This window comes from Streptomyces sp. NPDC088747 (assembly GCF_044751025.1).
In the GTDB taxonomy this organism is placed as follows: domain Bacteria; phylum Actinomycetota; class Actinomycetes; order Streptomycetales; family Streptomycetaceae; genus Streptomyces.
Genome location: NZ_JBIVKZ010000009.1, coordinates 129,409 through 151,802, shown reverse-complemented (window position 1 = coordinate 151,802; position 22,394 = coordinate 129,409). Strand labels below are relative to the sequence as shown.

Here is a 22,394-nt window from a genome sequence, read left to right as displayed (position 1 = left end):
GGGCGGGCCCGGGCAGCTTTGAGCTGTCCGGGCCCGGGACCGAAGGTGCCTCGGCCGTGCCGGCCGGTGGCATTGCCCCGCGGCTCCACGGTGTCGGCCAGGCAGCCACCGACGTTGTAGCTGTAGGTGGTCCTGCTGCCTTGCGGCACTTCGACCCGGGGTTCACGCCGCGGAAGTACTCCCACTTCCTGCCCCGCGCCGGCGTACAAGGCAGCGCCGCCATCGACGCGGTCTTCGCTTAGTTCCGGACGGTCGGCAGAGCCTGTGGAGCGTGCGCGAAGCCTGCCTGCCGCGCAGCTCCAAAGTCCCAGAGGAGTCCCCGAGAAGCCGCCGTACCCCTCCCTGGCCCGTTGAGCGGCGGGTCAGGCAGAGCACGGCGGCGTCAGTCGATCAGATGTCGCGGAAGATCTCGATCTGCGCGCCGATCGAGTTGAGGCGCTCGGCCAGGTCCTCGTAGCCGCGGTTGATGACGTACACGTTCCGCAGGACGGAGGTGCCGTCGGCGGCCATCATGGCCAGCAGGACGACGACGGCGGGGCGCAGCGCGGGCGGGCACATCATCTCGGCGGCGCGCCAGCGGGTCGGGCCCTCGACCAGCACGCGGTGCGGGTCGAGGAGCTGGAGCCGGCCGCCGAGGCGGTTCAGGTCCGTCAGATAGATCGCGCGGTTGTCGTAGACCCAGTCGTGGATAAGGGTCTGGCCCTGCGCGGAGGCCGCGATAGCCGCGAAGAACGGGACGTTGTCGATGTTCAGCCCCGGGAACGGCATCGGGTGGATCTTGTCGATCGGCGCCTCCAGCTTGGAGGGCCGGACGGTCAGGTCCACCAGCCGCGTACGGCCGTTGTCCGCGAAGTACTCGGGCGTACGGTCGTGGTCGAGGCCCATCTCCTCCAGGACCGCGAGCTCGATCTCCAGGAACTCGATCGGCACCCGGCACACCGTCAGCTCGGACTCGGTGACCACCGCGGCGGCCAGCAGGCTCATCGCCTCGACCGGGTCCTCGGACGGCGAGTAGTCCACGTCCACGTCGATGTTGGGCACGCCGTGCACGGTGAGCGTCGTGGTGCCGATGCCCTCGACCCGTACGCCCAGCGCCTCCAGGAAGAAGCACAGGTCCTGGACCATGTAGTTGGAGGAGGCGTTGCGGATGACGGTGGCGCCGTCATGGCGGGCGGCGGCGAGCAGCGCGTTCTCGGTCACCGTGTCGCCGCGCTCGGTCAGCACGATGGGGCGCCCGGGGGTGACCGAACGGTCCACCCGCGCGTGGTAGAGCCCCTCGGTCGCGGCGATGTCGAGGCCGAACCGGCGCAGCGCGATCATGTGCGGCTCGATCGTCCGTGTGCCGAGGTCGCAGCCGCCGGCGTACGGCAGTTTGAAGGCGTCCATACGGTGCAGCAGCGGGCCGAGGAACATGATGATCGAGCGGGTACGGCGGGCCGCCTCCGCGTCGATGGCCTCCATGTCCAGCTCGCTCGGGGGCACGATCTCCAGGTCGACGCCGTCGTTGATCCAGCGGGTGCGGACGCCGATCGAGCCCAGTACCTCCAGAAGGCGGTACACCTCTTCGATCCGGGCGACCCGGCGCAGCACCGTGCGCCCCTTGTTGAGCAGCGTCGCGCAGAGCAGCGCGACACACGCGTTCTTACTGGTCTTGACGTCGATCGAACCGGACAGACGACGTCCGCCGACCACGCGAAGATGCATCGGACCGGCGTAGCCCAGAGAGACGATCTCACTGTCGAGGGCTTCACCGATTCGAGCGATCATCTCAAGGCTGATGTTTTGGTTGCCGCGCTCGATGCGATTGACGGCGCTCTGGCTGGTGCCGAGCGCCTCGGCAAGTTGCGACTGTGTCCAGCCCCGGTGTTGCCGGGCGTCACGGATGAGCTTGCCGATACGTACGAGGTAGTCGTCTGCCATGGCGCGACCGTATATCTCCTGTGAGATAAAAAGAAACGGAACGCGCCCATCCGGGTACCGGCCCCCGACGGGGGCCGGTCACGGGGGACAGGGCATCGCGAGCGGGACCTCAGCTGTCCCGCTTCGTCCGGGTGCGCTTCCAGCCGAAGGGGCCCGGCAGGTTCTGCGACGTGGTCCGGCGGCCGGTCGTGCTGCGCGTGTGCCGGGGGCCGCGGCCCTCGCCCGTGGTGATGGACATCGACTTCTTGTTGATGTTCAGCCGGACCCCGGGGAAGATCCGGAAGCTCTTGCGGAATGTCAGCGGCATGAGTACCCCCTCTTGTGGTGACTGCGCCGGGTGGCTCCCGGTCGCCACCGGATACCCCGGAAGTGTGTTCTGAATCCGCGACAGTGATCAACGGAGCGCCGGGTACCTGGAGTTGGGCGGGGTCTCACCGCAACCGGCCGGGACACCGCCCTGGGCTCCCACCGCGTGCGACCGTCCGGGCGTGCGCAGGCGGTGTGAATCGGCCCGCGCAGGCGGTGTCAATCGGCCCCGCGGAGGCAGTACGAACCGGCCCGCGGAGCGGCGTGAACCCGCTCGCGGAGACATCACAAGGCGCCCGGGCATGACCAGCCCGCGCCCATGTACTAGAGTTATCTCGACATCGAGATATCTGCCGAGGCGCACCGAAAGCCGCCACTCCAGTAAGGCGAACCTAACTTAGCCTTACCTTAGCGGATCGTCGAGACGCTGTGGCGGCAGGATGCGGTAGCAAGCGCACATATATGCATGAAGGAGACTGTCGTGTCGGCGAACAGCTTCGACGCCCGCAGCACGCTGCAGGTGGGCGACGAGTCGTACGAGATCTTCCGGCTGGACAAGGTGGAAGGCTCGGCTCGCCTTCCGTACAGCCTGAAGGTGCTGCTGGAGAACCTCCTCCGCACCGAGGACGGCGCGAACATCACCGCCGACCACATCCGGGCGCTCGGCGGCTGGGACTCCCAGGCGCAGCCCAGCCAGGAGATCCAGTTCACGCCCGCCCGCGTGATCATGCAGGACTTCACCGGCGTGCCCTGTGTCGTGGACCTCGCCACCATGCGTGAGGCCGTCAAGGAGCTCGGCGGCGACCCGGCGAAGATCAACCCCCTCGCCCCGGCGGAGCTGGTCATCGACCACTCCGTGATCGCCGACAAGTTCGGCACCCACGACGCCTTCGCGCAGAACGTCGAGCTGGAGTACGGCCGCAACAAGGAGCGCTACCAGTTCCTGCGCTGGGGCCAGACCGCGTTCGACGAGTTCAAGGTCGTCCCGCCGGGCACCGGCATCGTCCACCAGGTCAACATCGAGCACCTGGCCCGTACGGTCATGGTCCGCAAGGGCCAGGCGTACCCCGACACGCTCGTCGGCACCGACTCGCACACCACGATGGTCAACGGCCTGGGCGTCCTCGGCTGGGGCGTCGGCGGCATCGAGGCCGAGGCCGCGATGCTCGGACAGCCCGTCTCGATGCTCATCCCGCGCGTCGTCGGCTTCAAGCTCACCGGCGAGCTCCCGGCCGGCACCACCGCCACGGACCTCGTGCTGACCATCACCGAGATGCTCCGCAAGCACGGCGTCGTCGGCAAGTTCGTCGAGTTCTACGGCGAGGGTGTCGCCGCCACCTCGCTCGCGAACCGCGCCACCATCGGCAACATGTCGCCGGAGTTCGGCTCCACCGCCGCGATCTTCCCGATCGACGACGAGACCCTGAAGTACCTGCGCCTGACCGGCCGCGACGCCCAGCAGGTCGCGCTCGTCGAGGCGTACGCCAAGGAGCAGGGCCTCTGGCTCGACCCGGCCGCCGAGCCCGACTTCTCCGAGAAGCTGGAGCTCGATCTGTCGACGGTCGTGCCGTCGATCGCCGGTCCCAAGCGTCCGCAGGACCGGATCGTGCTCGCCAACGCCGCGCAGCAGTTCGCGCAGGACGTCCGCAACTACGTCGAGGACGACGACGAGGCGGGCAAGGAGTCCTTCCCGGCTTCCGACGCCCCGGCCTCCACCAACGGCGTACCGACCCGCCCGACCACCGTCACGGCCCCCGACGGCTCGACGTACGAGATCGACCACGGCGCCGTCACCGTCGCCGCGATCACCTCCTGCACCAACACCTCGAACCCGTACGTCATGGTCGCCGCCGCGCTCGTCGCGAAGAAGGCCGTGGAGAAGGGCCTGACCCGCAAGCCGTGGGTCAAGACCACCCTCGCCCCGGGTTCCAAGGTCGTCACCGACTACTTCGACAAGGCGGGCCTCACCCCCTACCTCGACAAGGTCGGCTTCAACCTCGTCGGCTACGGCTGCACCACCTGCATCGGCAACTCGGGCCCGCTGCCCGAGGAGGTCTCCAAGGCGGTCAACGAGCACGACCTGGCCGTGACCTCGGTGCTCTCCGGCAACCGCAACTTCGAGGGCCGGATCAACCCCGACGTCAAGATGAACTACCTGGCCTCCCCGCCGCTGGTCGTCGCGTACGCCATCGCCGGGTCCATGAAGGTGGACATCACCAAGGACGCGCTCGGCGTCGACCAGGACGGCAAGCCGGTCTACCTGGACGACATCTGGCCGACCGAGGCCGAGGTCAACGACGTCGTGGCGAACGCCATCGGCGAGGACATGTTCAACAAGTCCTACGCCGACGTCTTCGCGGGCGACGCGCAGTGGCAGGCGCTGCCGATCCCGACCGGCAACACCTTCGAGTGGGACGCGGAGTCGACGTACGTCCGCAAGCCCCCCTACTTCGAGGGCATGGCGCACGAGCCCTCCCCGGTCACCGACATCAGCGGTGCCCGCGTGCTCGCCAAGCTGGGCGACTCGGTCACCACCGACCACATCTCCCCGGCCGGCGCGATCAAGGCCGACACCCCGGCGGGCAAGTACCTCACCGAGCACGGCATCGAGCGGCGCGACTTCAACTCCTACGGCTCGCGCCGTGGCAACCACGAGGTCATGATTCGCGGCACCTTCGCCAACATCCGGCTGCGCAACCAGGTCGCGCCGGGCACCGAGGGCGGCTACACCCGCGACTTCACGCAGCCCGACGCGCCGGTGTCGTTCATCTACGACGCCTCGCGCAACTACATCGAGCAGGGCACCCCGCTGGTCATCCTGGCCGGCAAGGAGTACGGCTCGGGCTCGTCCCGCGACTGGGCCGCCAAGGGCACCGCGCTGCTCGGCGTCAAGGCCGTCATCGCCGAGTCCTACGAGCGCATCCACCGCTCGAACCTCATCGGCATGGGCGTCATCCCGCTCCAGTACCCGGCCGGCCAGTCCGCCGAGACCCTCGGCCTGACCGGCGAGGAGACCTTCTCCTTCGCCGGCATCACCGAGCTGAACGACGGCACCACCCCCCGCACGGTCAAGGTCACCACCGACACCGGTGTGGAGTTCGACGCGGTCGTCCGCATCGACACCCCCGGCGAGGCGGACTACTACCGCAACGGCGGAATCCTGCAGTACGTGCTGCGCAGCCTGATCCGCAAGTAGGCGGACCGGCAGAGCGGTTGAGGGCCGCACCCCCGGCAACGGGGGTGCGGCCCTTCGGCGTTGCCTTGTCGTCGCACCCCTCGTCGTTGCCGGCCTTGCCCTGCCGCCGGGCCCTACGCGCCGAACGCGGAACACGCTTTGGGGACATGGGGACATGGGGACATGGGGACATCGGGACATGGGGTCATCTCAGGCGGAACACAGGGTTCCCCCAGCGAACCGGGACACGATCGTCACATGTCTGGCATCCGAAGCGACCGTGTGCGCGTGCTGATCGTCGACGACGAACCCGGCCTCACGGAACTGCTCTCCGTGGCCGTCACGGAAGCGGGCCGGCGGCCCTATCCGGCGGCCGACGGAGAGAGCGCCCTGCGCCTCGCGCGCGGCTGCGCACCGCACGCCGTCGTACTCGACGGGATGCTGCCCGACCTGGACGGCATCCAGGTGCTGCGACGGCTGCGCAACGAGCGGCCCGGACTGCCCGTCCTCATGCTCACCGCGCGGGACACGCTGGAACACCGCCTGGACGGCCTGGAGGCGGGCGCCGACGACTACGTCACGAAACCCTCCTCGCTGGAGGAGGTCGTCCTGCGGCTGCGCGGACTGCTGCGCCGCTCCGGTGCCGAGGAGAGCCGGCCGGAGGGGTCCGCGCTCGTCCTCGGCGACCTGGTACTCAGCGCCGACACCCGCGAGGTGCACCGCGACGGTACGCAAGTCCGGCTCACCGCCAAGGAGTTCGACCTGCTCGGCCTGCTGCTGAGCCACCCGCGCCAGGTGCTGAGCAAGGCACAGATCCTCGACCACGTCTGGAGCGGCTCCTTCGACGGCGGCGGCAACCTGGTCGAGGTGTACATCTCCTGCCTGCGCCGGAAGATCGACAAGGGCCGGACGCCGATGATCCACACCGTTCGCGGGGTGGGGTACGCCATCAGGCCGCCGGAGGAGGGGAGATGAGCCCCCGTTCGCGGCGACGCCCGCCGTGGTCGCCCCTGCGGGGACGGTCGCTGCGCACCCGGCTCCTGGTCTTCATCGGCGCCACCCTCGTCGCCGTCGGCGTGGCCATGGCGCTCACCACCGTCTACGCCCAACGCGCCAGTCTGCTCGACCACTTGGACCAGCGGGTGGCCGACTGCGCCGAGCGCAGCCAGGGTGGAGTGCAGGTCGGACCCCGCCTCGGCACGGACCTCGCGTTCCTCGGGGAGCAGGGGCAGTCCGTCGGTACGATCGGCGCCCGGCTCGACGGCGACGGAGACGTCGTCGCGGCCGAGGTCGTCACCGGCGACGGTACGCGAAAGGCGCTCACCGCCGCCCAGCGTGCCGCTCTCGGCGGGATCACGGCCGACGGTTCCCTGCACACCCGCACCGTCCCCGGGCTCGGCACCTACCGGGTCACCGTCCTCCAGGCCGACGGGAACCCCGTACTCACGGGGCTCCCCATGGACGACGTCCAGGACATGATCAGCCGTCTGGTGGTGGTCGAGGCCGTCGTGGCGGCGGCGGGTCTCGCCGTCGCGGGCTGTGTCTGCGCCGTCGTCGTCCGGCGCCAACTGCGCCCGCTGGGGCGGGTCGCGGCCACCGCGGTCGAGGTCTCCCGCTCACCGCTCGGACACGGCGAGGTCATCGGCCTGATCCGGGTGCCGGAACGCGACACCGACCCCGGCAGCGAGGCCGGCCAGGTCGGCGCCGCGCTCAACCGGATGATCGACCACGTCGAGTCCTCGATCGGCGAACGCCGGCGCAGCGAGGAAAGCATGCGCCGCTTCCTGGCCGACGCCAGCCACGAACTCCGTACGCCGCTCGCGTCGATCGCCGGATACGCGGAGCTCATGAACCGCGGCACCGAGCGGATCGAACCCACCCTGGCCTGGCGGCGGGTCTCCGCCGAGTCGGCGCGGATGACCGGGCTCGTCGAGGACCTGCTGCTGCTCGCCCGGCTCGACGAGGGGCGGCCCTTGGAGTCCGCCGAGGTGGACCTCGCCGCGCTCGTGGCCGAGTCGGTCTGGGACGCGCGCGCCGCGGGAGACGGCCACCAGTGGCAGCTCGCGCTGTTCCTGGACGCACCGGCCCTGGTCCTCGGCGACGAGGCCCGGCTCCGTCAGGTGGTGGCCAACCTGTTGGCCAACGCCCGGGTGCACACGCCTGTCGGCACCATGGTCGTCGCCTCGGTGGAGGCCACGGAGGCGTACTGCGCCGTCCGCGTCGGCGACGACGGCCCCGGTGTCCCGCCCCACCTGCTTCCGTCCGTCTTCGAGCGTTTCACCCGGGGCGACGTCTCCCGCGCCCGCAACGGACCGGCGGACGGCGGCTCCGGTCTCGGGCTCGCCATCGTCGAGGCGATCACGGTGGCGCACGGCGGCCTGATCGAGGTCCGGAGCGAGCCGGGACGCACGGAGTTCGCCGTCTTCCTGCCGCCCTCGGGCCGACCGGCCCTGGCAACGCCCGGCTCGGATCCGATCATCAGGTTGGCTTCCCCCCTGCCGTCCGCCCCGGGCGCCCCGTCGCCGTCGCGAGCCGCCATGACCGCCGCTCCGGAACCGTCCGGCCGCGGCCGGCTCTAGCACGGACGCGGAGGGTCTCCGTACCCGGGACGCCGAGGCCCCCGTACCCGAGACGCCGAGAGCCCCGTACGCGAAGGGACAGGCCTTCGTACCCGAAAGGACAGGCCTTCGCGCGGAAAGCGTTTACAGCGGTTCCCGTGCGCGCTAACTTCCGAATGGGGTGGGAGCGCTCCCACCAAAGCGGACCGGAACCCGCCGCGGGATCGCTCCCCCCTTCGTCCGCATCCCGCACGACACTGAGCAAAGGAGCTCTTGTCATGCTCACGCCCGCACGCGTGCCGCGATTACCGCTGTCCACCCGCCACAGAGCCCTGCTCCTGGTCCTGCTCGCGCTTCTCGCCACCGTCCCGGCCCTCGGCCTGGTCGTCACGGCGGGCGGCGAGGCCGAGGCCCACGGCACCCCCATGAAGCCGGCCAGCCGCACCTTCCTGTGCTGGCAGGACGGGCTGACCGACACCGGCGAGATCAAACCCGTGAACCCGGCCTGCAAGGCGGCGCAGCAGGTGAGCGGCACCACGCCGTTCTACAACTGGTTCTCGGTGCTCCGCTCCGACGGGGCGGGCCGCACCCGCGGGTTCGTCCCGGACGGTCAGTTGTGCAGCGGCGGCAACGCCAACTTCACCGGCTTCGACCAGCCGCGCGAGGACTGGCCGCTCACCCACCTGACCTCGGGCGCGACGGTCGACTTCTCGTACAACGCGTGGGCCGCGCACCCCGGTTGGTTCTACGTCTACATCACCAAAGCCGGCTTCGACCCGACCCGGACGCTGACCTGGGACGACATGGAGGCCTCGCCCTTCCTGACGGTCGACCACCCGCCGCTCAACGGCAGTCCGGGCACGGTCGAGGCCAACTACTCCTGGTCCGGCACGCTTCCCTCGGGCAAGTCGGGCCGCCACATCGTGTACGTGGTCTGGCAGCGCTCGGACAGCGCGGAGACCTTCTACTCCTGCTCCGACGTCGTCTTCGACGGTGGCAACGGCGAGGTGACGGGCATCCACGACCCGGGCAACCCGACGGAACCGCCGCCCGGCGCCTGCACCGCGACCCGCCGTACGACGGGCAGTTGGTCGGGCGGCCACCAGTCCGAGGTGAGCGTCACCAACACCGGTGACGTGCCGATGCTCGGCTGGATGGTCGACTGGACGCTACCCGCCGGCCAGTCGGTCGACAGCCTCTGGAACGGCAACGCGACCTACCAGGGTCAGGACGTGATGGTCCACAACGCCGGCTGGAACGGGGAGTTGGATCCAGGGGAGAGCGCGACGTTCGGGTACGTCGTCACCGGCTCCGGCGGTGATACGTCGACAACCCTTCCGTGTCAGGTGGGCTGACCTCTGACTCTTCGTGCTCAGGGCGGACCGGGTGGGCATTCGGGACTCACCCGGTCCGCGAGCCCGGACCGGATTCGGGGGATGTCCGGCACGGGTTGGTGCGTGGCTTGTACTGATCGCGGTGCGCGACAACGTTGTCTGATGGTCTGCGCACGACTCTACCGCGTCAACAGACAACGATGTCAAGCCACTTGGCGCGCAGTGGTGCACAGCGGTGCGGAGTGCCCTCCACGGCAGCATCCAGGTGGCATCCACGGCGGCATCCACGGCGGCATCCACGGCGCTGAGCGTGGCGTTGCGCGCGGCGGTGTGCGCGACCGCGCAGGTCCGTGTAGGTCGGTGCAGGTCGGTGCGGCTCCGCGCGGGCCGGTGCGCGGCGGGGTGACCACGGTGGTGCGCGCGCCCGCGCGAGGCCGCGTGCCGACCGGTGCGCGCGCCGCCCCCGCACGCTCGGCCGTCGGGGTGCGCGCAGGGCGATCCTGGGGCCGGTACGCGGTCTTCCGTGGTAACCGTGGCGCAGGTTACTGTCCCTGCGGCTTGTGCGACCTGTGGTGTGCGACCCGTCCGAAGGAGGAGGGGCCGCGTCATGCGTTTCCGTCCGTCATCCATCCTGCTGGCCGTCGCCCTGGCGGCCGGCGGGATCACCCCAGCGGTGGCAGCCACCACCGCCGCACCGGACCTCGTCCGGGACCCCACCGCCTACGTCGACCCGCTCATCGGCACCAAGAACGGCGGCAACGTCTTTCCCGGCGCCGTCGTGCCGTTCGGCATGCTCTCCTGGAGCCCCGAGAACACCCGGGGCAACGCCACCAGCACGGCCGCGCCCGGCGGTTACCAGTACGACGCCACCCGTATCCGCGGCTTCAGCCTCACCCACATGTCCGGCACGGGCTGCGCCGGCGGCAGCGGCGACATCCCGTTCTTCCCGTACGCCGGTGAGGTCACCTCCTCTCCGGCGAGCGACACCAAGGACGCGGTGTACGCCGCCGACTTCGCGCACGCCGACGAGAGCGCGGAGCCCGGCCACTACAAGGTGGGCCTCGCCTCCGGCGTGACCGCCGACCTCACCGCGACCGCCCGCACCGGCTCGGGCCGCTTCACCTACCCCGCCGACAAGCCCGCCTCGCTGCTGATCCGTACCGCCAACTCCGAGGTCGGCTCGACGACTTCGGACGTCCGCATCGACCCCGCGACCCGCACGGTGTCCGGCTCCGTGACCTCCGGGAACTTCTGCGGATACCTCGACCCCGAGGGTCAACGCGCTTACTACACGCTCCACTTCACCGCCAGCTTCGACCGCGACTTCAAGGCGACCGGCACCTGGCAGGACGACAGGCTGAGCCCCGGGTCCACGGAGGCGAGCGGCGGCACCGGCGGATTCGCCACCGGCGGCCGTCCTGTCGCGGGCAAGGGCGCCGGCGGCTACGTGGAGTTCGAGCCCGGCAGCGGTCCCGTAAATGTCAAGGTCGGTATCTCCTACGTCAGTCAGGCGGGCGCCAAGGCCAACCTCGCGGCCGAGAACCCGCCGTCCAGGACCTTCGCCTCGGTCCAGGACGCCGCACATCGCGCCTGGCGCGACCGGCTCGACGCGATCAGGGTCGGCGGTGGCTCGGACACCGACCGCACCACCTTCTACACCGCGCTCTACCACGCCCTCCTGCACCCGAACGTCATCTCCGACGCCGACCGCAGATACCGGGGCAGCGACGACAAGGTCCACACCGTGAGCCGGGGCCACCAGGCCCAGTACGGCACCTTCTCCGGCTGGGACGTCTACCGCTCCCAGGTCCAGCTGCTGACCCTGCTCAGCCCGGACACCGGCTCCGACATCGCGCAGTCGCTCCTCGAACTGGCCCGGCAGAACGGCGGGGTCTGGGACCGCTGGCTGCACGGGGCGAGCGGCACGCACGTCATGAACGGCGATCCCTCTCCGGCCGCGCTCGCCGGCATCCGTGCCTTCGGCGGCACGGACTTCGACCTGCGGGGCGCCCTCGACTCGCTGGTCCGGGCGGCGACCGTCCCCACCGAGCAGGATCTCTCCTCGGCGGGCAAGCCGGTCCTGTCGGTGGGCCAGCGCCCGTCCCTCGACAAGTACCTGGAACAGCACTACATGCCGTCCGTGTCCAACGCCTGGGGCGGCGCCGCCGAGACCCTGGAGATGTCCGGCGCCGACTTCGCGATCTCCCAACTCGCCTCTGCGGCAGGCCGGAAGGGGACCGCGGCCGACTTCGCCACCCGCTCCCAGTGGTGGCAGAACAACTTCAACATCGCCGCCGACCCGACCGGCGGCTACATCGCCAACCGCAAGGCGGACGGCAGTTGGGTCACCGGCTTCACCCCGTCGACCGGCAACGGCTTCGTGGAGGGTACGGCGGCCCAGTACACCTGGATGGTGCAGCACAACCCGGCGGGCCTCTTCGCGGCCATGGGCGGCAAGGACAAGGCACTGGACCGCCTCGACACCTTCTTCCACAACGCGGACGGCAGCTGGGCGTTCACGGGCAGCGGCGGTGACAAGTCGGAACTCGACAACGAGCCGTCGACCAACGTGCCGTACCTGTACGCCTACGCGGGCGCTCCCTACAAGACGCAGGAGACGGTCCGGGCGGCCATGAACCAGCTCTGGTCGACACAGCCGGGCGGCATCCCCGGCAACGACGACCTCGGCGCCATGTCGTCCTGGTACGTCTTCTCCGCCCTCGGCATGTACCCCCAGGTCCCCTCCCGCGCCGAACTCACCCTGTCCTCACCGCTGTTCCCGAGGGTCGAGATCGACCGGCCGGGCGGCGCCGACATCAGGATCCGCGCGACGGGCGCGTCCGCCGACACCCCGTACGTGCAGTCGCTGAAGGTCAACGGCCGCGCGAGCGACCGCGCCTGGCTGCCCGCGTCCTTCGTCCGCAACGGCGGCACCCTCGACTACACGCTGGGTGCCACCCCCGACAAGCAGTGGGGCAGCAGCGAGGCGTCCGCCCCGCCCTCCTTCCGCGAGGGCGAGCAGCCCTACCAGATCGGCGTCGGCCCGACCACGGCCACGCTCGCGCCCGGCGGCAGCACGAAGCTCGACATCCGCGCCCTCGCCCTGAGCGGAGGGTCGGGACCCGAGGTGCGCTTCCACGTGGACGTGCCGGACGGTGTGACGGCAACGCCCGCCGAGGGAACGGTGGTTGACGGCGCCCAGACGATCACCCTGACCGCCGCCGCGGACGCCAGGCAGGGCTTCTACGACGCCAAGGTCACGGTGACCTCCGCCGAGACCTCGTACCAGCAGCCGGTGTCCCTCACCGTCGCCGCTCCCGGGTCCCTCCTCGCCGCGTACAACAACACCGGTGTCTCGGACGACGTGGGTGACCACGACGAGGCCGACTACGACGGCGGCGGCTGGAGCTACTCCCGCCAGGCCCTCGCCACCGCGGGGCTGACCTCCGGCCACCAGGGCACCCTGTCCGGCGGTCTCACCTACACCTGGCCCGACTCGCCGTCCGGCCGCCCCGACAACGCCACAGCGACCGGCCAGACCATCGAACTCCCCGAGCCCGCGAGCCGGTTGTCCTTCATCGGCAGCGCGGTCAACGGCAACCAGCAGACCACCGCGACCGTCACCTACGCCGACGGCGGCACCGACTCCGTCGAACTCGCCTTCACCGACTGGACCGTCGGCGGCGGGGGCGGCACCGTCCAGTACGGCAACGAGACCGTCGCCGTGGCCGCCTACCGCAACGTCGCGGGCGCCGACAAGGATCCGGTGAAGACGTACGTCTTCGCCACCAAGCCCTTCGAGGCCCCCTCCGGCAGGACCATCACCAGCGTGAAGCTGCCCGACAACACCGACCTGCACGTCTTCACCCTCGCGGTGAACTGACCCCAGGAGAACGGGAGAACGGGAGACCGGGAGAAGGGGAAACACGAGGGGCGGGCGTGGAGTCGAACTCCACGCCCGCCCTTTCCCATGGTGGGTGTCCGTCAGGACAGCAGCTCCACCTCCGCCAGCGTCGCCTCACCGGTGAGGACCAGGCGGTAGTGCGCGTACGAGCCCGGTTTCGCTACGGAGAACGCCCGGGTCTGCTTGTCCCAGGCGAAGGACTCCCCGGAGCGCTTGTCCAGGTCGGTCCAGCGCGTGCCGTCGGACGAGCCCTGGAGGACCCAGCCGGTCGGCGCCGTGGTGTGGTCCGACGAGGTCAGCGTGTACTGAACTCCCTTGGTGGCCGCGGCCGTAGGCAGCTCGACCGAGGCCACGCTCGCCGCGGTCGCCGACGTGTTGTCGAACAGCGCCCCGGCACCCTTCAGGGCGTCCGTACGGGGCGTCGCCACCTTGTCGTCCTTGGTGATCGACACGGGCGCCGCGTTCTTGCCGGTGCCCCAGTTGGAGGGCTTGGGACCCATGTCGAACTCCAGCACCGCGCCCTTGGAGAGGAGCGAGTGGGGGAGCGAGGTCGACGTCCACTTCTTGCCGTTGACCTTCAGCCCCTGCACGTACACGTTCTTCGTGCTGTTCTTCGAGGCCTTGACGACGAGGTCCCGGCCGTTCTCCAGGTGGACCGTCGCCTTGGTGAACAGCGGGGAGCCGACGGCGTATTCGCCGCTGCCCATGACCAGCGGGTAGAAGCCGAGCGAGGAGAAGAGGTACCAGGCCGACTGCTCGCCGTTGTCCTCGTCGCCGTGGTAGCCCTGCCCGATGTCGCTGCCCGTGTAGAGGCGGGAGAGGACCTGGCGCACGTTCGCCTGCGTCTTCCAGGGCTGGCCGGCCGCGTCGTACATGTAGTTCACGTGGTGGGCCACCTGGTTGGAGTGCCCGTACATGCCCATCCGTACGTCACGCGCCTCCGTCATCTCGTGGATGACGCCGCCGTAGGAACCCACGAACTCGGGCCCGGCGGTCTCGGGGGTCGCGAAGTACGTGTCGAGCTTGTCCGCGAGTCCGCTCCGGCCGCCGTACAGGTTGGCCAGACCACGCGAGTCCTGCGGCGCGGTGAAGGCGTAGCCCCAGCCGTTGGTCTCGGTGTAGTCGTAACCCCAGACACGGGGGTCGTACTCGGAGGACTCGACCCGCCAGTCGCCGCTCGCGTCCTTGCCCTGGAAGAATCCGGCCTGCGAGTCGAACAGGTTCACGTAGTCCTGCGCCCGGTTGAGGAAATACGCGGACTCCTCCTTGTAGCGCTTCTCGCCGGTCTTCTTGTAGAGGGCCTCGCCCATCTTCGCGATGCCGTAGTCGTTGAGGTAGCCCTCAAGTGCCCACGACAGGCCCTCGTGCGTGTCGGTGCTCGTGTAGCCGAGGAAGGGCGAGGTGGTCATGCCCTTGCGGCCGACACCGGAGGCGGGTGGCACGACGGTGGCGTTCTTGACCGCCGCGTCGTACGCCGACTTCGCGTCGAAGTCGACACCCTTGACGTACGCGTCCGCGAACGCCACGTCCGAGGAGGTGCCGGTCATCAGGTCCGCGTACCCGGGCGAGGACCAGCGCGAGGTCCAGCCGCCGTCCTTGTACTGCTGCACGAACCCGTCGACCATCTCACCGGCCTGACCGGGCGTCAGGAGTGAGTAGGCCGGCCAGGTCGTCCGGTAGGTGTCCCAGAAGCCGTTGTTGACGTACACCTTGCCGTCGACGATCTTCGCGCCGGTGTGCGTCGGGGTGTCCGGGTTCGGCATCGGGGAGAAGGGCGAGGCGTACTGGTACTTCGAACCGACCTTCTCGAAGCCGGAGTTGGGGTACAGGTACAGCCGGTACATGCTGGAGTACAGCGTGGTGAGCTGGTCCGGCGTGGCGCCCTGCACCTCGACCGTGCCGAGGATGTCGTCCCACTGCTGCTGGGCGCGGGACTTGACCTTCGCGAAGGACGTGCCCTCCGGGATCTCCTGGCGGAGGTTGTCCTTGGCCTGGTCGACGCTGATCAGCGAGGTCGCGAGGCGCAGCGTGACGGAGCGGTCCTCGCCGGCGTCGAACTTCAGGTAGCCCTTGACCCCGGCCGAGGACCCCTCCGTCACCGGCGCGTCGAACGTCCCGTACACGAAGAGCCGCGTCGCGCCCGTGGACAGCCCGGACTTCACGTCCGAGTATCCGGTGACGATCCCGTTCTCCTTGTCGAGCGTCAGGCCGGCCTGGTCGGTGACGTTGTCGAAGACCACGCTCGCGTCGTCGCCGGGATAGGTGAACCGCAGCGCCGCCGCGTGGTCGGTGGGCGCCATCTCGGCCTTGAGGCCGTTCTCGAACGTGACGCCGTAGTAGTACGGCCGCGCGGTCTCGTTCTGGTGCTTGAAGGCGAGCTCGCGTGCGTCACGGCCGGTGTCGGGGGTGCCGGACGCCGCCGAGGGCATCACCTGGAAGGTCTGCCGGTCACCCATCCACGGGCTCGGCTCGTGGCTCGCGCTGAACGCCTGGATGGTGGGCAGGTTGTCCGCGTTGTTCGCACGTGCGTAGTCGTAGAGCCAGCTGAGCGACCCCGCGTTGGTGACCGGCGTCCAGAAGTTGAAGCCGTGCGGGACGGCCGTCGCGGGGAAGTTGTTGCCGCGCGAGAAACCGCCGCTGGAGTTGGTGCCGCGAATCGTCGAGGCGTAGTCGGACAGGTGCGCCTTCGGCTTCTCGGGCTTGACGGACTTCAGCGTCACGTCGTCGAGCCAGCCGCGGAACTTCGCCGGCCCCTTGGGAGAGTCGTACCCGACCAGGATCCGGTCCACCGTCTTGCCCGCGGCGACCGAACCGATCCGCGAGGCCACGCTGTTCCACTGGTTCACGTAGAGGATCTTGGAAGCGCCCTGCCCCTGCGGTGTCAGCGCGAACCCGTGCTGGTCCAGGGCCTTGAGACCGCTCAGATAGGTGCCGTCCGTGAAGACGAGGTCCACGGCGACGTTGGTGGCGTCGTAGTCCAGGTCGCCGTCGGCCATCGACGGGAAGATCTTGTACGACAGCTCCGTGTCGCGGCCGACGGCCACGTTCACGTCGAAGACCTTGTTGTACGAGTACGCGCGCCCGTCGGGCTTGTGCGTACCGGCGTAACGCAGGGCACGCTTGCCGCTGAAGCCCGCGCCCGCCTTGGCGGTCGGGGAGCCGCTCGGGCCGCGGTCCACCAGCGAGAGCATGTCCTGGGGCGTCGGCTCGTCGACGGCGCCCGTGGAGAACTGAACGTCGGCGAGCTGAAGGATGTCGCCGCTGTTGTTCTTGGTGATGTCGAGCCGGAAGTGCTGGTATTCAGCCGGACTCGTGATGTCGTACGACTTCGTCTGGAAACGCTCGCCGAAGGACTCGCCGGAGCGGGTGTCGAGGGTCTTCCAGTCCTTGCCGTCCGTCGAGCCCTGAAGGGTCCAGGCCTGCGGGTCGCGTTCGTCGTGGTCGTTGGCCGAAGTGAGCGCGTACGTCACCACCTTGACCGGGGCGTCCAGGTCGAACTCCGCCCAGGCGGTGGGCTCGAACACCAGCCACTTGGTGCTCGACTCGCCGTCGACGAGGTTCTCCTTCACCTCGCCCCCGCCGGTGTTCTCGCCGCTCGCCCGGACATCCGAGACATGGTCGGTCACATTGCCGGGGATGCCTGTGGTGTAGCCGCCGTCCACCCCGGACGATCGTTTCGTCCCCTGAGGTGTCGTATCAACCGTGTTCAGCCAGGTCGGTGCGGGATCGCCCGACTCGAACGAGGAGGCGAACTCCTTGTCGGGGGCGGCCGCCTGGCCCGGCAGGGCCACCGCGGCGCCCTGTGCGGCGACCAGCAGGCAGAGGGCGGAGACCCCCACCGTGGTGGCACGACCCCAGCTGTACCCAGCCGTCGAACTGCGTCTGTATCGAGCTCCGTGCTGCATGCGCGAGCACCCTCCCAGCGTCCGGACAACGTTGTCAAATTCGCTGCGCAAAGACCAGTAGGGAGTCAAGTTGTCAGCGATGTCAAGGGTGTTGAATGTGGCGTCCGGGGCGAATGCCGCGCGACAAGTCGCGCATTACTCCCATCGTGGGAGGTTGGCACCTTGTGGATCTTCTTCCGGGTAACGCGTGGTCGCACCATATTTCCGCGAGGTCTCAACTCGGAAAAGACCGACTGCCAAACCTGCATTCGATCTTGCTCCATTGGCGGGAAGTGGACTATACCTGTCGGCGTCTGCACAGCCGTTCTACGGCTGTGTGCAGGCGCGACCCGGGGGGAAATCTGGAGGCGGCGGGCGCGTGTCACATACACCGACCATCGCGTCGTTCCACTAATCCCTCACGTACGACCCCAGCTTGACCCAAACCGCGGTGCCGGGGAGGATCCGGTTCACCGCCTGAGTCCTGTAGAAGGCGAGGACTTGAGCATGGGATCCACTTCCGCCGAGAACAGCAACACCGAGGGTGTCGGACGCCGCGATCTGATGAAGCGGTCGGCAGCGCTTGCCCTGATTTCCGTGCCGACGATGAGCTTCTTGTCGGCTTGTGCCAGCGGCGGAGGCGACGACAGCTCCGACGAGACGAACAAGGGCAAGACCACCGCCGAGAACCCCTTCGGCGTGGCGAAGGGCAGCGCGCTCGACGTCGTCATCTTCAAGGGCGGCTACGGCGACGACTACGCCAAGGCGTGGGAAGCCGCCTTCGACAAGAAGTGGGGCACCAAGAGCGCCCACACGGGCACCCAGGAGATCACCGGCAAGCTCCAGCCGCGCTTCAACAACAACACCCCGCCGGACGTCGTCGACGACTCGGGCGCCCAGCAGATCAAGCTGGACGTGCTCTACAAGAACGGCCAGCTCCTCGACCTGGCCGCGGTGCTCGACGCCCCGTCGATCGACGACCCGAGCAAGAAGGTCCGCGACACCCTGATCGCCGGCACGCTCGACCCGGGCATGCAGGGCGGCAAGGTCGTGGCCCTCAACTACATCTACACGGTGTGGGGCCTGTGGTACTCCGGCAAGCTCTTCGCGGACAAGGGCTGGGAGGCGCCGAAGACCTGGGACGACTTCCTGGCGGTGTGCAAGGCGGCGAAGGCCGAGGGGATCGGGGGACTGGCCCACCAGGGCAAGTACCCGTACTACATCAACGTCGCCATCATGGACCTGATCGCCAAGAAGGGCGGTCTGGACGCCATGAAGGCGATCGACAACCTCGACCCGAAGGCGTTCGTCGGCAACGACGCCGCCCAGGCGGCCATCGAGGCGGTCTACGAGGTCGTCGAGAAGGGTTACCTGATGGCCGGCACCAACGGCCTGACCCACACCGAGTCGCAGACCCGCTGGAACCAGTACAAGGCCGCTTTCATCACCTCCGGCTCGTGGCTGGAGAACGAGCAGCTCAAGCAGACCCCGGACGACTTCGACATGAAGTTCCTGCCGATGCCGGTCCTGCCGGACAGCCAGCTGCCCTTCGAGGCGATCCGGGCCGGCTCCGGCGAGCCCTTCATCATCCCGGCGAAGGCCAAGAACCTGGCGGGCGCCCAGGAGTTCCTGCGCTCCATGCTCTCCAAGGAGTGGTCGACGCGCTTCGCCCAGGAGGCGAACTCGCTGAGCATCCTCAAGGACGGCGTCGACTCCGGCGTCGAACTGCGGCCCGGCACCCAGTCCACGGTCGAGGCCTCCAAGGCCGCCGGCGACAACACCTTCAACTTCCTGTACCCCAACTGGTACAGCGAGATGGACGTCTCGATCCAGAACGCTTCGAACGAGCTGATGGCGAAGCGAATTCAGCCCGCGGAATGGCTGAAGCGAGCCCAGGCGGCAGTCGACAAGGCGGCCAAGGACCCGGCGTCCAAGAAGAACCACCGCGACTGACCGAGCATTTCGGAACACCAGGGGCAGGATGCCATGCGAAAAGGGCAGTACCGGTTTGTCGCGGGGTTTCTCCTCGCACCATTGGCTCTGTATCTGATCTTCGTGATCTGGCCGTACATACAGACCATCGGCTACTCCTTCACCGACTGGCAGGGGCAGTCGCAGTCATTCAGTTTCGTCGGTCTGGACAACTACAAGGAGTTGTTCCAGGACGACATCTTCCTGGGTGCGATCTGGCACAACATCCTGTTCCTGGTGTTCATCCCGGTGATCACCATCCTGCTCGCCCTGTTCTTCGCCTTCATGGTGAACGCGGGCGGGCGGGGCGGCGCCGGCGGTGTGCAGGGCGTCTCGGGCTCGGGCTTCTACAAGATCGTCTACTTCTTCCCGCAGGTGCTCTCGCTGGCGATCCTCGCGGTGCTCTTCGGCGCGGTCTACCGCAGCGACGAGGGCGGTCTGCTCAACGGGGTCCTGGTCAAACTGGGCCTGGTCGACGCGAACAGCCCCATCGAGTGGATGAACGAGCCCAACCTCGTCCTGTGGTGCCTGATGGCGGTGGTCGTCTGGCACGGCGTCGGCTTCTACCTGGTGCTGTTCTCGGCGGCGATGCAGTCCGTCCCCAAGGACATCTACGAGGCCGCGCTGCTCGACGGCGCGGGCCGCTCGCAGACCTTCTTCCGGGTGACCCTGCCGCTGCTGTGGGACACCGTGCAGACCGCCTGGGTCTATCTCGGCATCATCGCGATGGACATGTTCGTCCTGGTCTCCACCATGACCTCGGGCACCGGCTACGGCGGCGGCCCCGACCACCACAGCGACGTCATGGCCAACGTGATGATGCGCAACTTCCTCTACTTCGGAAAGAGCGGCTACGCCTGCGCGATGGGCGTGATCATGCTGCTCCTCACCCTGATCCTGTCCGTGGTCACGCTGCGCGCCACCCGCCGCGAGCGCATCGAGTTCTGAGGCGGAGACAGAAAATGAGCGCACCCATCAAGGAGCCGACGCGGACCGGCGACGGCGTCCCCGCCCAGCGGTCGGCAGGCAAGGCCCCACCCCGTGAGAGCGGCGCCGGGCGCGGCGAGGGCGTCACCCTCAACGTCTTCTCGCACGCGTTCCTCGTCGTGTGGGCCGTGCTGATCGTCCTGCCACTGGTCTGGCTGGTCCTGAGCTCCTTCAAGACCGACGCGCAGATCGGCGGTTCGGCCCTGAGCTGGCCGTCGAACTGGCAGCTCGACGTCTTCGGCAGGGCCTGGGACAAGGGCATCGGCGACTACTTCACGAACACGGTCATCGTGCTCGTCTTCTCGGTCCCGCTGACCATGCTCCTGGGCTCGATGGCGGCCTACGTGCTGGCCCGCTACGAGTTCCCCGGCAACCGCCTCATCTACTACTTCTTCGTCGGCGGGGCGATGTTCCCCGTGTTCCTCGCCCTCGTGCCGCTGTTCTTCATGGTCAAGCGTCTCGAGATGTTGAACACGTACCAGGGGCTGATCCTGGTCTACGTCGCCTACTCGATGCCGTTCACCGTGTTCTTCATGCACTCGTTCTTCCGGACGCTGCCGACGGCGGTCTTCGAGGCGGCGGTGCTCGACGGCGCCTCGCACACCCGGGCGTTCTTCCAGGTCATGCTGCCGATGGCGAAGCCCGGCCTGCTGAGCGTCGGCATCTTCAACGTCCTCGGCCAGTGGAACCAGTACATCCTGCCGTCCGTCCTGATGCAGCCACAGAAGGGCGGCGATCCGGAACGGTACGTCCTCACCCAGGGCCTCATCCAGCTACAGCAGCAGCAGGGTTACGCCACCGACCTCCCCGTCCTCTTCGCGGGCGTGACCATCGCGATGATTCCCATGCTCGTCGTGTACCTCTCCTTCCAGCGCCAGGTCCAGGGAGGCCTCACCTCGGCCACGCTCAAGTAGCTCCCGACCCCGCCCACGACGGTCGCCATCCCGCATCCGGGGTGGCGATCACGTGTCCGCGGGGTGACGGAATCGGAACGCGCCCGAAGTCTCCGATTTTTCGTCAAGGACTTGACTGCGGTAACCCGTTCAGCGGAGCTTGGAGTTCACAACTTGTAAGTGACCCGGGTTCCGCTGCTGTGACCCGGGTCACATGGGCGGCATCGGGGCCGCCCGGCTGAGGGCAGGAGTGGATGAGTCGATGGAGACTCCGGGGTCGCAGTCGTCGCTGCACCGAGCCAATCTGGAGCGCGTCGTACGTGCGGTGCGCCTCGCGGGTTCGCTCACGCAGGCGGAGATCGCGCGGACGACGGGCCTGTCCGCCGCGACCGTTTCCAATATCGTCCGTGAACTCAAGGACGGCGGAACGGTCGAGGTCACACCCACTTCGGCGGGGGGTCGCAGGGCCCGCAGCGTCAGTCTGAGCGGGGACGCGGGCATCGTCATCGGTGTCGACTTCGGCCACACGCATCTGCGGGTGGCCGTCGGGAACCTGGCCCACCAGGTGCTCGCCGAGGAGTCCGAGCCGCTGGACGTGGACGCCTCCGCGGCACAGGGCTTCGACCGGGCGGAAGAGCTGGTCAGCCGTTTGATCGCGGCCACCGGCGTGGACCGGGCGAAGATCGCCGGCGTGGGTCTCGGGGTGCCGGGGCCGATCGACGTCGAGTCGGGAAGCCTCGGCTCGACCGCGATCCTGCCCGGCTGGACCGGCACGAAGCCCGCCGAGGAGCTGGGCGGACGGCTCGGGGTGCCCGTGCAGGTGGACAACGACGCCAATCTGGGCGCCCTCGGGGAGATGGTCTGGGGGAGCGGGCGCGGGGCCAGGGACCTGGCGTACATCAAGGTCGCGAGCGGTGTCGGCGCCGGCCTGGTGATCAACGGCAAGATCTACCGCGGCCCAGGTGGCACAGCGGGAGAAATCGGGCATATTACTCTTGATGAATCCGGCCCCGTCTGCCGCTGTGGCAACCGGGGCTGCCTGGAGACCTTCACGGCCGCGCGCTATGTCCTGCCACTCCTCCAGTCCAGCCACGGTACGGATCTGACCATGGAGGGCGTTGTCAGGCTGGCGCGGGACGGTGATCCGGGCTGCCGTCGGGTGATCGCCGACGTCGGCCGACACATCGGCAGTGGAGTCGCGAATCTCTGCAATCTGCTCAACCCGAGCCGGGTGGTCCTCGGCGGCGATCTCGCCGAGGCCGGAGAGCTCGTCCTCGGGCCCATGAGGGAGTCTGTCGGCCGTTACGCGATCCCCAGCGCGGCGCGTCAACTCTCGGTGTTGCCAGGGGCTCTTGGCGGCCGTGCGGAGGTTCTCGGAGCACTCGCTCTCGCGCTCAGCGAGATGGGTGATTCGACCCTTTTGGACGGGTCGCTGACTGCTGCGAGTCCCGCCTTCACTTAG

Annotated in this window: 12 protein-coding genes; 9 read left to right on the top strand and 3 right to left on the bottom strand. The window is 68.7% G+C overall.

Features of this window, described 5'->3' with window-relative positions; translation table 11 throughout:
* Positions 1–390: 390 nt before the first annotated feature.
* Together ACIP79_RS22225 and ACIP79_RS22220 are read right to left on the bottom strand one after the other, a co-directional pair.
* Positions 391–1,920 carry a helix-turn-helix domain-containing protein gene (locus tag ACIP79_RS22225; protein ID WP_383681462.1) on the bottom strand — a complete coding sequence of 510 codons (1,530 nt, stop codon included), beginning with the start codon at positions 1,918–1,920 and terminating at the stop codon, positions 391–393.
* Between the two features lie 109 nt (positions 1,921–2,029).
* Positions 2,030–2,227, bottom strand: coding sequence for a DUF4236 domain-containing protein (locus ACIP79_RS22220; protein WP_383681464.1), 198 nt, complete (start codon positions 2,225–2,227; stop codon positions 2,030–2,032).
* 480 nt (positions 2,228–2,707) lie between these two features.
* On the opposite strand from ACIP79_RS22220, the gene acnA reads away from it, so the two are divergent.
* From acnA to ACIP79_RS22195, 5 genes are all read left to right on the top strand, one after another.
* Entirely contained in the window at positions 2,708–5,422 is a 2,715-nt protein-coding gene (gene acnA, locus ACIP79_RS22215) for an aconitate hydratase AcnA (RefSeq protein WP_401225895.1), read from the top strand.
* Between the two features lie 237 nt (positions 5,423–5,659).
* Positions 5,660–6,376: a response regulator transcription factor gene (locus ACIP79_RS22210; RefSeq protein ID WP_401225892.1), complete on the top strand. Its 717-nt coding sequence runs from the start codon at positions 5,660–5,662 to the stop codon at positions 6,374–6,376.
* On the top strand, positions 6,373–7,980 hold the full coding sequence (locus tag ACIP79_RS22205; RefSeq protein WP_401225890.1) for an ATP-binding protein: 1,608 nt from the start codon (positions 6,373–6,375) through the stop codon (positions 7,978–7,980). The genes ACIP79_RS22210 and ACIP79_RS22205 overlap by 4 nt, the downstream gene beginning before the upstream one ends.
* Before the next feature lie 257 nt (positions 7,981–8,237).
* The gene (locus ACIP79_RS22200) at positions 8,238–9,314 is read left to right on the top strand and encodes a lytic polysaccharide monooxygenase (RefSeq protein WP_401225888.1); all 1,077 of its coding nucleotides are present in this window, start codon (positions 8,238–8,240) and stop codon (positions 9,312–9,314) included.
* Positions 9,315–9,900: 586 nt separating this feature from the next.
* The gene (locus tag ACIP79_RS22195; protein WP_401225885.1) at positions 9,901–13,176 is read left to right on the top strand and encodes a GH92 family glycosyl hydrolase; all 3,276 of its coding nucleotides are present in this window, start codon (positions 9,901–9,903) and stop codon (positions 13,174–13,176) included.
* Between the two features lie 101 nt (positions 13,177–13,277).
* Here ACIP79_RS22195 and ACIP79_RS22190 read toward each other — a convergent pair whose 3' ends face one another.
* Positions 13,278–17,102: a GH92 family glycosyl hydrolase gene (locus ACIP79_RS22190; protein ID WP_401225884.1), complete on the bottom strand. Its 3,825-nt coding sequence runs from the start codon at positions 17,100–17,102 to the stop codon at positions 13,278–13,280.
* A gap of 486 nt (positions 17,103–17,588) precedes the next feature.
* Here ACIP79_RS22190 and ngcE point away from each other — a divergent pair, with 486 nt between their 5' ends.
* From ngcE to ACIP79_RS22170, 4 genes are all read left to right on the top strand, one after another.
* Positions 17,589–19,034 carry an N-acetylglucosamine/diacetylchitobiose ABC transporter substrate-binding protein gene (gene ngcE, locus ACIP79_RS22185; RefSeq protein WP_383681476.1) on the top strand — a complete coding sequence of 482 codons (1,446 nt, stop codon included), beginning with the start codon at positions 17,589–17,591 and terminating at the stop codon, positions 19,032–19,034.
* 33 nt (positions 19,035–19,067) lie between these two features.
* Positions 19,068–20,000, top strand: coding sequence for a carbohydrate ABC transporter permease (locus ACIP79_RS22180; RefSeq protein ID WP_383681477.1), 933 nt, complete (start codon positions 19,068–19,070; stop codon positions 19,998–20,000).
* Positions 20,001–20,014: 14 nt separating this feature from the next.
* Entirely contained in the window at positions 20,015–20,953 is a 939-nt protein-coding gene (locus tag ACIP79_RS22175; protein ID WP_383681479.1) for a carbohydrate ABC transporter permease, read from the top strand.
* A gap of 241 nt (positions 20,954–21,194) precedes the next feature.
* Positions 21,195–22,394 carry an ROK family protein gene (locus ACIP79_RS22170; protein WP_401225880.1) on the top strand — a complete coding sequence of 400 codons (1,200 nt, stop codon included), beginning with the start codon at positions 21,195–21,197 and terminating at the stop codon, positions 22,392–22,394.